Below are 12,135 nucleotides of genomic sequence, written 5' to 3'. Positions count from 1 at the left end.
TTTATTTTTTAGAAAAGCTTTTATATTAATGACTTATATATAAATTGAGATAGATTGTGCAAAAAAGAACATGTTCTGCTTGTCTTGTTTCAATGTGCAACGTTAACAGGGCTAAACTTTAATGATATTGAATGACCAGCTCCTAAGCCTATTTGTGTATAGCGTTCGGTTCAGGGTGGACAGACAAGATTTATCCGGAGGATTCTTATGAAATGGTTTGGTAGAAAGAATGTCGAAAAGACGCGGCCTGAAGAGAATATTACCGATGCGCACGCCGGGCCTGAGAATGTGACTGAAAGCGTGGCTGATGAGATCTGCAGCCGGGTTGAGTCCGCTGAGCTTCCCGATAATATTCTGGAAGTCGCCCGTGATGAATGTGAACGTCTTCGCAAGACCGAGAGTACCTCTCCCGAGTTTTCCATTTCCCATGCATATTTGGAATTCATACTTTCTTTGCCGTGGAATGAAACAACGAAAGATGATCTTGATACTCAAAAGGCGGCGGATATTCTTGATGCCCGCCATTACGGGCTGAACAATGTAAAGGAGCGAATTCTGGAATTTCTCGCAGTCAAGAATCTGCGCAGCCGGATCAGCCCGAACCTGATTATCGCCGATGATGAGATTATTGCCCGTGAAAATTTATCCATAATATTTGAACATGAAGGTTTTTCGGTCAGGACTGTGGGTAACGGTCTGGAGGCAGTAGCCGCCATGGAGGAAGAACCTGCAGATATCGTGATTACCGACCTCAAGATGGACGGCATGGACGGTCTTGAACTATTGGAAGTCCTGCGCAGCCGCTGGCCGGATACCGGGGTTATCATGCTTACCGGGTATGCCACTGTTAAGACGGCAGTCGAAGCCATGAAAAACGGTGCCGACCAGTATCTCGGCAAGCCCGTGAATCTTACCCGTTTGCGCGAATATGTGCAGGATCTGTTAGGACGCAATCAGCGGCTGCAGGGATTGCAGGGACCGGTCCTTTGTTTCAACGGCCCTCCCGGAACCGGGAAAACTTCCATCGGCCGGGCCATTGCTGAAGCGATGGGACGCAAATTTATATGCATGTCCCTGGCCGGATTGCGGGATGAGTCAGAGCTTCGCGGTCACCGGAGAACTTATGTGGGGGCCATGTCCGGGCGTATTCTTCAAAGTATCCAGAAGGCTGGAGTCCGCAACCCGGTTATCATGCTTGATGAGCTTGATAAAATAATCCAGAATTTTCAAGGTGACGCGACATCTGTTCTTCTGGAAATTCTTGATCCGCAGCAGAATTCAGGTTTTGTGGATAATTATCTGGGGCTGCCTTTTGATCTTTCGGGTGTGCTTTTCATTGCTACAGCCAATATTGTGGAGCGCATACCGGGACCATTGCGGGACCGTATGGAAATGATAGAATTCTCAAGCTACACTCCCGGAGAAAAATTTAACATAGCAAAAAATTTCATGCTCCCGGCCCAATTATTGAAACATGGTTTTTCCTTGAATGAGGTGGATGTTTCCGCAGACGGCCTGAAAAAGCTTATTGCTGAATATACCCGTGAGTCGGGATTGCGGGGACTGGATAAACAGATTGCCGCCCTCTGCCGGAAGCTGGCTAAGAGAAGGCTGGATGAACAGGATCACTCAGATATATTGCATGTGGATGAGACCGGATTGATAGAATTGATGGGTCCGGCGCCTCATTTCAGCGCAACTGTAGGGCGAACTTTGAAGACCGGGGTAGCCACCGGTCTGGTCTGGTCTGAAAACGGGGGGGAAATTATTTTTGTTGAAGCGGTCCGTATGCACGGAAGCAAGAATTTGCTTCTTACCGGTTCACTTGGGGAAGTGCTCAGAGAATCAGCCCAGACGGCCCTGAGTTTTTTGCGGAGCAATGCCTGCAAGTTCGGTCTTTCCGAGGACTTTTTTGAATCATCGGATATTCATGTCCATATTCCTGCCGGATCGATAACCAAGGAAGGACCTTCCGCAGGAGTGACCATTGCCGTGGCGATTCTTTCGCAGCTCACAGGGCGTAGCGTACCGCAGGATATGGCCTTCAGCGGCGAGATATCATTACATGGCGATGTCCTGCCGGTGGGAGGCGTGCGAGAGAAGGTCATGGCTGCAGTCAGGGCCGGGATCAGTACCGTTGTCCTGCCGGAGAAATGCGGGCAGGTCGTAAGTCAGCTTGAGGACGAGGTTTTGTCCGGGCTGGAAATCAGACTGGTCTCCCGACTGGAAGACGCTTTGGAAGCTGCCCTGAATTAGTTTTTTTTATCAAGTCCGAGCCGTTTCATTTTCCGCCATAAGGAAACACGGTCAATTCCCAGTATTTTGGCTGCCTGAGTCTTGTTGCCGTTAGTGGCCAGCATGACTTTTCCAATATGGTCACGCTCCACTTCTTCCAGTGTCCGCAGTGGCTTGTTGCGGGCGATGTTGCGGATTTCCTCGGGCAGAAGGTCCGGCGAGAATACCGTGCCTCGAGCCAGTGCCAGAGCCCGCTGCGAAATGTTCTCCAGTTCACGGACGTTTCCCGGAAAGGAATAGTTCATCAGGATATCAAGTGTTTCCTGTGAAATCGTATCGATGGACTGAGTGTCGGAACGGTGCTTTTCCAGAAAGTGACCGATAAGTACCGGTATGTCCTCTCTGTGTTCCCGCAAGGGTGGGGCGGAAAGGGTTACCACGTTCAAACGGTAAAACAGGTCCTGACGGAAGGTGCCGTTTTCAACCTCTTCCTTTAGGTCGCAGTTTGTTGCGGATACGACACGGATATCAACCGGGATTTCCTGAGTTCCGCCAACCCGCAGAAAGTTTCTCTCCTGCAGTACCCGCAGCAGTTTGACCTGCATGTTCAGGGGCAGTTCGCTCATTTCATCGAAGAAAACAGTTCCTCCGGTGGCAACTTCAAGGATGCCTTTCTGCCCGCGCTGGGCTCCGGTGAAGGCTTCCTTTTCATGGCCGAAAAGTTCTTTATCCATCAATTCCGCTGTGAATGTTCCGCAGTTGATGGCCATGAAGCGTTCCTGTGAACGGGGACTGAGCATATGGATTCCGCGGGCGATAAGTTCCTTACCAGTCCCTGTTTCTCCCTGAATGAGGACGTTGCAGTCCATGTGCGCCAATTGTTCAATGGTTTTTTTCAGTTTGGAGATCTGATCACTTTGGCCCACAAGGGGAAAGTCCTGTTTCCCTTCTTCCAGAACCTGCCTCAAGCGCAGGACTTCCACGGAGAGAGCCTGCCTTTCCAAAGCCTTATGGACCTGCGCCCGCAGCTCATCAAGATGGAGAGGCTTGGCGATATATGAATGTGCTCCCTTCTGCATGGCGATTACCGCAGTATCGACTGTGGCATGTCCGGTTATGACTATGACCTGTGTTGAAGGCTGGATTTCTTTGATATGTTCAAGAAGCTCTATGCCGTTCATACCCGGAAGCATCAGGTCGGTCAGCACCAGCTCGAAGTCCTGTTTGCCGATTTTCTGCAAGGCTTCCGTGCCTGAACCGACTGCAGTTGCAGTGTGTCCTTCTGCGGTCATGACATGGGCAAGGTTTTCGCGGGCTATTGCCTCGTCTTCAACAATGAGAATATTGGCATGGTTGATCATACTTGATGCTCCGTATCGAGAGGCAGGGTGATGTGAAAGGTGGTTCCTTGCCCCGGACTGCTTTCAGCCCTGATACTTCCCTGATGTTTTTCTATAATTCCGTATACGATGTACAGTCCCAGCCCTGTTCCCTGTCCGACTTCCTTGGTTGAGAAAAAGGGATCAAAAATACGTTCCATTATTTCAGGGGACATGCCTTGCCCTGTATCTTTTACTTTGATGACAGTGTTGGTCTTGTCTGTTTCGGCGGTGATGTTTATTGAACCGGGACAGTCTGCAATGGCCTGAATTGCGTTAATAAGCAGGTTGATGAATGCTTCCTGTATTTTGCGGCGGTCAGCGTAGACAATGATGTGTTCAGGAATATCCATGGAAAGGGAAATATTGGACGGCACCTGACTGGAAACAAGGTCCACAGCCGATTTCATGATTACTCCGATCTCGATAGGTCCCGGTGAATATTCGTTTTCCCTTGAAAACTCAAGCAGCCCTTTGACAATATCCCTCGCCCGCAGGGTTTCCTGCATAATGTTGCTCATCATTCTGTCTGCCAGCTCATCCTTGCCTTTTTGGCGTTCTTCAAGAATCTGGCATGATGTTGAAATATTGTTCAGGGGGTTGTTCAACTGGTGGGCAATCCCTGAAGAAAGCGTTCCAATGGATGAGAGTTTCTGGGCCTGCACCAACTGGCGGCGGCGTTTAACCAGCTGTTCCACCATGGAATTCAGCGCTGCGAACACCTGCTGGATTTCATCGTGAGAATTCTTGATCGGGAGGGCCTTGAAAGTCCCTTGAGAAATCTTACGGGTTGCTTGCTGTACTTCGCGAAGAGGTTTGAGGATGTTGGAACTGAAGAACACGACAAGAGCCGTGATTACCGCGGCAATTCCGATCATGGACAGAGTCAGGTTGGAGCGGAGATTGCGGTTGATGCTGAGAATGTTTTCCCGCTCAAAATTGGAGATTTCCTTGGATAGTTCCACCATTTTTTGTCCGGTTTCACGAAGATGTGCGTTTATTTTGTTGTCCGTGTCGGATGATATCCCCGGAGTTGATTCAAGCTGGATGATCAGTTCTCTGTAATGGTTCAGACTTTCTTTTAGTTTTTCTCCACTTTGTATCTTGTCAATTTTATTAAATTCTTTCACAAGTTTTTGCAGCAGGCTGTCAGCATGATTAAGGTACTCCAGTCCAAGTGAGAAAAGGGCAGGATCTCGATACAAAAGATAGTTTTTTTCAATGCTGCGGATTTCAAGGATGAGATTACTCAAGTCATCGCTTCGCTCAATCAGCAGGACTTCATTTTCCAGTTGCAGGGTGTTTAAATAAGAAAGCAGCCCCAAACAGCCGAAGCAGAATGAAAAAATGATAATTCCGATGATGATTTTCTGGCGTATATTCAGTTTGAACACAGTAGTCCCCTCACTTGTCATGCATTTGCCTATACTCACAAGGCCCACTTAGCTTACGGCCTGAGTCTTCAAATGGCAATTGTGAGTTTCTGTGCATGCTTGGCTAGGCTGGTTCTGCCCGGCTCTGCTTCTTCCCGATTTTTTCAGCCAAGGCAAGCGAAGCGGCGCACCTCTTTTCATTGCCAGCGCTCATAAATTGATCTGCCCGAGCCTGAAGGAACAACTTATATGCTTCTGCACGGGCGGCCTGCAGCTCCCTGCAGTAACGTGCTTTTAATTCCGGCGGCACTTTTTTTCGCTGTACAAGCACTGCGGCGGCGTGAAATCGGAGCGGATTTTTTACAGCCAATCCTGTTATCTGCTGGTCGACCTGTCGGTGGATGTAATAGTTCCCGGTATGCACCGGTATATGGTGGAACCGGTATAACATTGACATCCTGCGCCATAAGTCGAAATCAACCAGAACTTGAAGGCGCTCGTCGAGTCCGCCAACCGTCTCAAAACATTCACGCTTATGGACTACGGAGAGCCAAGTTATTCCGTTTTTCTTGATGAGTTCTTTAAAAGAGACCGGGTTGCAATAAATCAGGTGCCGGGAAATTATAATTTCTTCACCGCTGCGTTTTTTTTCCACGTCCACCCTGCAGGCGTTCGAATGGCTGACCATGGCTTCCGGGTGGTTTAGGATAAAGTCGTAGTGGGTCTGCAGGTGATTGGGCAGCCATTCATCGTCATCATCAAGGTAGGCGATATATTCACCTTTGGAATGTTTATAGGCAATATTTATGGCGGCTGATTTACCTGCATTGTCTTCAAGGTTCACAAGCCTGATGCGTTTGTCGAAAAAGGATTTGACGATATGGGAGATGTCCTCACCTCCGTCGTTGACAAGGATCAGTTCCCAGTTCGGCAGCAATTGTTTTTTTATGGAACGGATCGCCCTTGGAAGAAGATCTGCGCGATTGTAGGTACTCATCAGGATGGAGAAGAAAGGAATATTCTCTTCGGTTTTATTCACAATTGGTTCTCCATAATCCTGAAATTTTTAATGGTCCGGGAGCTTCCTTAAGCGGCCTTAGTTCTTGTTGTATTCCTGTATCCACTTCTTGTAAATTGCGGCTAATTCCCGATCTTTGTTTTCCAGAGCCCAGCCCATGAGGTCCTGGGCCTGCCTGAGTATTCCCTCCGGGGCGGCAAGGGTATTTTTTATGCTGGTTATTTTGGCTCGGGATTGGCGTGAGATATTATCCGCACCGGATTTTTCAGCCAGATCGGCCAAGCGGGCAAGCCTGTCCGCTGCGGGAAACATTGATGTGCCATAAAAAAGTATGTCTGCAGCCTTGGAAATCCTACCGTCCTGCTCGTAGAGAGCTGCGAGTCTGTCATAACCGTTTTCCCAAAGCGGATATTTGTGCAGGGCTTCAGCCAGCTCTTCTTCTCCGGACAGGAGGTCCAGCTCCGCCATGCGTATCTCGTCCGGATCCCGTAGGATCATCTCCAGCCAGGGGGTAAGCTCGCAACGGAAACCGTCTTCCAGAATTATTTTGTGCAGGTCCGGGGTGAATAAACCGGGACAACGCTTGTTGATCAACCTGCTGTTGTGGGCATCAAATTTATTGCGTCCCGGAGTCTTGCTGGCCCAGTGATAGATGACACTTCTATTCTCCTGAACCAGTATTCCCCGTTTTTTTCTTATGCGGCAACAGAGGTCCATGTCTTCAAAGCCGTTGATATACTCCGGGAAGAATCCTCCCAGCTCATTGAATACGTTTGCCGGAGTCATAAATGCTGCCGCGCTTAAGGCCTGAAAAGTTCGTTTTCTGTGCGTAACCGGGTGGTCGCCGGGGAACAGGAAATAGGGGTGGCGAACATTCAGTCCGCCATCAAAAGCGATACCGAGGTGTTGTATCCTGTCGTTTTCAGGAAACAGGCATAGGGGGCTGCAGCCCATTACTCTTGGATTATGCCTGAATGCTTCAAGCAGGTATTTGAACCAGTTTTTTGTTAGCAGGGTGTCGTTGTTAAGAAAAAACAGCAGAGCTCCTTCCGCCGCCTGAGCTCCACGGTTACAGGCCGGACCGAAGTTGATGTTCTCGGGCAGCCGGATGTATTGATACCGATCTTCAAAAAGGGCTTCAGCAAGCAGTGGACACTCCGCAGAGGTTTCGTCATCCGAACCGTTATCAACCACGATGACTTCGTAAAAACTTCCTGGAGTATGGGTCTTGATGCTTTTCAGGCATTCTGCGGTCATTTCCCACAGATTAAGGACAGGGATGATTATGGATAGATGAGGTTTTTTCATAAGAAGCAATCACTGAAAAAGGAATAGGAGGGTGACCCGAAAAAGATCAGCCTGAAATTTATTTATGGTTTCAGCATGTAAATATTGAATATGCCTGTGCGGAGTAAATTCAGCAAGTTGTTTCTGGCGGGAGTTCTTTTCGGTTATTTAATCTGCGGACGGATTCTGCTTATGATGATGCTCAAGCATACGGTCAGAACCATCAGTAGGGTTCCATAGGCCATGGCCAGCCCGATATCATATTCGAAGATAGCATTGACCATTGCTATGGAGATTGGTTTGTTTGAGGCGGTATAGAGGAAGGCTGAAGTAGTGTATTCACCGATGCTGCGCACGAAGACATACAGGAATCCGGCTAGGACGCCCGGATAGATCATGGGCAGTGCGACTGTGCGGAATGTTCTGAACCCTGATGCGCCGAGACTTCTGGATGCTTCAAGCAATGTTGAATTAAGACCTTGAAAGGAAATATGGGTAATCCTGACCACTATGGGCAGGGATTTGATGAAATAGCCCAGCGGCAGCAGGATATAAGCCCCGACCAGAACGGTGTTGAAAGAAAAAATCGTAGGCCTGCTGTTGGCGATGATTATGTTGATGGCTATGGCACTGGCAGGCATTGCCCATGGCAGTATAACCAGAAATTCAACCAGTCCCTTAATTTTCAGTTTTGTTTTCTCAATTATCCATGAAGCAGGGACAGCTACCAGCAGGCAGATGAAGGCTGCCAGTACAGACATTTCAATGCTGTTCATGAATGGCCTGAATTTTCGTGCTTTTGTAAAAATTGCGCTGAAATTTGTCAGCGAAAACTCCTGTGGATATATGCTCATCATCCATGATGCGGAATCCACAAAGGACAGTACTATGATTGTGATGAACGGCAGCAGGATCAGCATTATCAGCAGCCCCTTAAGCCCCGTTACGAAATATCGCATGAACGGGTTGCTGATCCTGACCGGCTGAAACGGAATTCCTTTGACCGAACCGGAGAAGAGTCTGCGTTTTTCATACCAGCGCAATATTGCGAAGAAAGCCATGGAGATAATCGTGAGCACTACGACCTGAACCGCTGCCGTTTCCATGAAGTTATTGGCCTTTGAGAGCAGAATCTGGGTGGTCAGTACCTTATAGCCTCCGCCTATGATGCTTGGAGCGGAAAAAGATCCTATCCCGGTCATGAAAGTCATGGCTGATGATGTGATTATGGCCGGAGTTACATAAGGAAGGATGACTGAAACAAAAACTTTGGACCGGGAAGCGCCGAGGATTCTGGCGCTTTCAATAACTGAAAAGTCTATCTGCCGGATGGCAAGTGAAACCGTGAGATAAAAATATACATACTGGGTATAGATATGGACAAATAGGATTCCGGGTAGTCCCGAAAAGCTGTACGGTGTTTCTTCAAGCCCGAATAGAAGCTCGATGCTTTTTGTGACCAGCCCGCTTTCGCCGTACAATTGCACAAAGGCAAAAACTATGATTATCCCCGGCATCATTACCGGGAGCAGCAATAGCTTATCCAACAGGTTACGGTGCGGGCATTCGAAGTAGTGGACCAGAAAAGCCAGCCCGGTTCCAACGATACCGCATAGAATTACGGTCAGTCCGCCCAGAACAAGGGTGTTCTTCAGGACCTGTAAACTGGTTGGGGAAGTGAAAAAACGGATATAGTGATCAAAACCGGAACCGTCGTTCACAGCAAGGCTTTTCAGGAGTGTGGTCAAGGCCGGATAAAGGATGTACCCCAGCAGCACAAATAGCAGTGCCAGAATTCCGATGCCCGGTAGAATCAGGTTTTTCAATCTTTTCATGTCCACAATCACATCATGCCCGTATTACTCGGCAAGGAGCCTGAGCCTTTTTTCCGGCAGGGTTACCCAGACCGTTGTCCCGGGCCGGAATTCATCTTCCTTTTCGAAGCTGTTCAACTCCGCGGCGCGAATAACGGTCTGTCCCAGCTCAATGATATAGTCGATTGAGACCCCGTTCAGCTGCCGTTCCAGAACCTGCCCTTGAAAAGAGTTGGGCTCGCGGGAAGGAGTTTTTGAAATCCTGATATTCTGGGGCCGGATTGAGAGCCAGTCGCCGGACTCTGAACCGGCGGGAACGCTAAGCTCCATGCCGTTCTCGAGCCTGACCGTACTGCCCGAACGGGCTATCCGGAAAAGATTGGTATCTCCAACAAATCCTGCGACAAAGACATTGTGCGGGGTGTCGTAAATCTGCCGGGGAGTGCCTACCTGCACGACCCGTCCCTGATTGAATACAGCGATACGGTCGGAAAGGGTCAGGGCTTCGGTCTGGTCGTGAGTTACGAAAATTGTGGTTATGCCCAGCCGTTTCTGCAATGATTTGATTTCTGCGCGCATTTTGTCCCGCAGGCGGGCATCAAGATTTGAAAGGGGTTCATCCAGAAGCAGGACTTCCGGTTCCACTGCCAGTGACCGGGCCAGAGCCACCCGCTGCTGCTCCCCGCCGGAAAGTTCCGTGACCTTGCGTTCGCCGAATCCGGTCAGGCCGACCATCTCCATGTAGCGTTCTGCAATTTCCTGTCTCTCGCGGGCGGTTCTCTTTTGAATGGTCAACCCGTACTCTATATTCTGGCTGACAGTCAGGTAGGGAAAAAGGCTGTAGTTCTGGAATACCATGCCCACTTTGCGTTTTTCCGGGGGCAGGTTGGTGACGTCGTTGCCGTCAATGAAAACTGCGCCCGATTGCGGGGCAATGAACCCCGCGATCAGGCGCAGCAATGTTGTTTTTCCGCATCCGGAAGGACCTAGAAAGGTGAAGAATTCACCCTTATTAATGGAGAGGTTTATCTGTGAACAGGCCGGAGTGCCGTCAAAGGATTTTTCCACTCCCTCAAGGATAACAGCCCCCATAGTAATTCCCCTTATTTCTTGTCTTTTCCGGAATCCTTGATTTCCATATCCCACTTCTGCATCCATTCGGATTGCTTGGAAGCAAGAGCCCCCCAATCCACATTCATGACCCGGAACTTTATTTCGCCCATCCATTTCGGAGCACTGGCGATGGCTTCAGGGAGTGTGGGCATGCGGTTGAATTTGTTGGCGAGCATGGCTTGAGCCTTGGCTCCGCCTGCAAATTCTACAAAAGCCTTGGCCGCATTGGGATGTTTGGCTCCTTTGATGACCGCGATAGCATCGGTGATGACCGGGGAACCGCTTTCGGCGTCAATGATTTCAAGAGGCAACTTGTTTTTTATCTTGTTGTCAATCACTGAGTTGAGAACCGCGAAACTCAGGGGAGCTTCCTTGCGGCCAACAGCCTGAAACTGCAGAGAACCGCTTCCGTAGTAACGTTTAACGTTAGCGTCCATGGCTTTCAAGAATTTCCAGCCTTCTTTCAGATCGCCTTTTTTCTCAAACTGCTGCAGCAGTGCGGAGTATGTAGCACGGGCCGAAGAGGAGAGGGCATTTCTGGATACAATTTTATTTTTATATTTGGGGTCGGCAAGGTCCCACCAGTCCTTCGGGGCATCTGCCTTGCTCATCATCTTGCTGTTGTAGAACATCAGCACCGGGGTCTGGATTGTGCCGTACCAGTACCCGTCCTTGTCCTTGAAAAGGGGATTGATTTTGGCTGCCCAGCTTGGAGTGGAAGGAGCAAATAGATCTTCTTTCTTGAGCTCCTGATAAACGGATGAAGGAGCACCGTACATGACATCGGACTGCGGATTTGCTTTTTCCGCACGAACCCTGTCCGCCAGTTCGCCCTTGAGATTGATGAATTCGACCTTGACTCCGGTCTTTTCTTCAAAAGCGTCTGCTACAAGTTCCAGCATAGATTCGCCGTGGGTGGAATATACCACCACTTTGTCTTCCAGCTTTGTGTTCGCAGCCATTGCCGCAGCCGGAACCGCCATAATTACAAGCAGGGCCAGTACAACCCATTTGATATGGATGCCGATTTTCATTTTATGCCTCCTGCAGGCTGTTATGTGTTGTGGAAATTAATTTAATCAGTTCAGCGCAGCAATCACATGTTGATGGCAACGGCTGCGATATCGTCGTGAGTTTTGAAGCGGGGGTAGGTGCGGCAGCCAAGGTCGGTGGCTTCAATATTTCGAATACGGTCACGAAGTCCTTTAAGACCGGACTGACGGAACAGGTCGACCTGTTCTTTGTAATCCCGTTCCTCCCAGGGCAGCTCGTTGGGCATGAGCAGCCCGTCCGTAAACAGGAGAACGTTACGTACTCCCGTGAGATCATGAATCCCGGCTTGTAGAAAATCAATTGCTTCGGGTTCTCCGTTGAAAACACCGTAGTCCAGATTCATGCGGCAACGTACTTTAGTAATCTGTTCATGCATGGCAACTCCGATAGGCTCTTCTGTGGACGGGCCTATTTTTTTCCACATGCTCAGGGTTTCCAGATCCTGATCCTGACATCGGCACAGGAATTCAAAGTCACCGCTTTCGTAGATGCATACTATCCTGCAATCACCTATCTGAGCCCATTCCATCCGGTTATCCTGAACGCGAACCACGGCAGCGCTTGTGCTCCAGAGATCTTTTTTGCTGTTCAGGTTTATGTTGCGCTGGGCCATTTCCTGCCGAATGACTTTGTTGGCTCTTTGGGCCAGCTCTTCCATGGTTCCATGGTTTTTTCTGAACTCTTCGCCAGCAAGGTTGGAAGCCAGAAATCCGCCTGTATGACCATGCTCATATGTTTCAGGAGTCAGGCTGGTCGCGCCGTCAAAAACGCCGAAAAGGTTCTCTTCCACCAGAAGGAAGTCTTCATTAACGGACCCGGTGCCGTGTTCCAGTATAGATTCAACCTGCATGCTTTTATACCTC

9 protein-coding genes are annotated in these 12,135 nt (G+C 49.2%); 1 reads left to right on the top strand and 8 read right to left on the bottom strand.

The annotated features are described in order from the left end of the window. Nucleotides 1–207 precede the first annotated feature (207 nt). Entirely contained in the window at nucleotides 208–2,256 is a 2,049-nt protein-coding gene (locus ACKU41_RS09895) for a S16 family serine protease (RefSeq protein WP_321405225.1), read from the top strand. Here ACKU41_RS09895 and ACKU41_RS09890 read toward each other — a convergent pair. The 8 genes from ACKU41_RS09890 to ACKU41_RS09855 form a co-directional block, all read right to left on the bottom strand. Continuing rightward, nucleotides 2,253–3,596: a sigma-54 dependent transcriptional regulator gene (locus tag ACKU41_RS09890; RefSeq protein ID WP_319777094.1), complete on the bottom strand. Its 1,344-nt coding sequence runs from the start codon at nucleotides 3,594–3,596 to the stop codon at nucleotides 2,253–2,255. The two genes, ACKU41_RS09895 and ACKU41_RS09890, sit on opposite strands and share 4 nt — an antisense overlap. Further along, nucleotides 3,593–5,008: a HAMP domain-containing sensor histidine kinase gene (locus ACKU41_RS09885; RefSeq protein WP_321405224.1), complete on the bottom strand. Its 1,416-nt coding sequence runs from the start codon at nucleotides 5,006–5,008 to the stop codon at nucleotides 3,593–3,595. Before ACKU41_RS09885 ends, ACKU41_RS09890 begins: the two co-directional genes overlap by 4 nt. Nucleotides 5,009–5,111: 103 nt before the next feature. Continuing rightward, the gene (locus tag ACKU41_RS09880) at nucleotides 5,112–6,026 is read right to left on the bottom strand and encodes a glycosyltransferase family 2 protein (RefSeq protein ID WP_319777090.1); all 915 of its coding nucleotides are present in this window, start codon (nucleotides 6,024–6,026) and stop codon (nucleotides 5,112–5,114) included. A 57-nt stretch (nucleotides 6,027–6,083) separates the two neighbouring features. After that, nucleotides 6,084–7,313: a glycosyltransferase family 2 protein gene (locus ACKU41_RS09875; protein ID WP_319777088.1), complete on the bottom strand. Its 1,230-nt coding sequence runs from the start codon at nucleotides 7,311–7,313 to the stop codon at nucleotides 6,084–6,086. Nucleotides 7,314–7,456: 143 nt separating this feature from the next. Beyond that, entirely contained in the window at nucleotides 7,457–9,127 is a 1,671-nt protein-coding gene (locus ACKU41_RS09870) for an iron ABC transporter permease (protein WP_321405223.1), read from the bottom strand. Between the two features lie 24 nt (nucleotides 9,128–9,151). After that, nucleotides 9,152–10,198 carry an ABC transporter ATP-binding protein gene (locus ACKU41_RS09865; protein ID WP_321405222.1) on the bottom strand — a complete coding sequence of 349 codons (1,047 nt, stop codon included), beginning with the start codon at nucleotides 10,196–10,198 and terminating at the stop codon, nucleotides 9,152–9,154. Between the two features lie 11 nt (nucleotides 10,199–10,209). Continuing rightward, on the bottom strand, nucleotides 10,210–11,253 hold the full coding sequence (locus ACKU41_RS09860) for an extracellular solute-binding protein (RefSeq protein WP_321405221.1): 1,044 nt from the start codon (nucleotides 11,251–11,253) through the stop codon (nucleotides 10,210–10,212). Nucleotides 11,254–11,315: 62 nt separating this feature from the next. Next, nucleotides 11,316–12,122 (bottom strand): protein phosphatase 2C domain-containing protein, encoded by an 807-nt coding sequence (locus tag ACKU41_RS09855; RefSeq protein WP_321405220.1) that lies wholly within the window; start codon nucleotides 12,120–12,122, stop codon nucleotides 11,316–11,318. Between the last annotated feature and the right edge of the window lie 13 nt (nucleotides 12,123–12,135).

This window comes from Maridesulfovibrio sp. (assembly GCF_963678865.1).
Taxonomy (GTDB): Bacteria; Desulfobacterota; Desulfovibrionia; order Desulfovibrionales; family Desulfovibrionaceae; genus Maridesulfovibrio.
The sequence above is the reverse complement of the archived record's forward strand: the minus strand, read 5'-3'. Positions and strand labels throughout refer to the sequence as shown.

What these genes read in the sequence shown, in the direction of transcription:
- ACKU41_RS09895 (WP_321405225.1), top strand. Translation starts at nt 208, where the DNA reads ATGAAATGGTTTGGTAGAAAGAATGTCGAAAAGACGCGGCCTGAAGAG.
- ACKU41_RS09860 (WP_321405221.1), bottom strand. Translation starts at nt 11,253, where the DNA reads ATGAAAATCGGCATCCATATCAAATGGGTTGTACTGGCCCTGCTTGTA.
- ACKU41_RS09890 (WP_319777094.1), bottom strand. Translation starts at nt 3,596, where the DNA reads ATGATCAACCATGCCAATATTCTCATTGTTGAAGACGAGGCAATAGCC.
- ACKU41_RS09870 (WP_321405223.1), bottom strand. Translation starts at nt 9,127, where the DNA reads ATGAAAAGATTGAAAAACCTGATTCTACCGGGCATCGGAATTCTGGCA.
- ACKU41_RS09855 (WP_321405220.1), bottom strand. Translation starts at nt 12,122, where the DNA reads ATGCAGGTTGAATCTATACTGGAACACGGCACCGGGTCCGTTAATGAA.
- ACKU41_RS09875 (WP_319777088.1), bottom strand. Translation starts at nt 7,313, where the DNA reads ATGAAAAAACCTCATCTATCCATAATCATCCCTGTCCTTAATCTGTGG.
- ACKU41_RS09865 (WP_321405222.1), bottom strand. Translation starts at nt 10,198, where the DNA reads ATGGGGGCTGTTATCCTTGAGGGAGTGGAAAAATCCTTTGACGGCACT.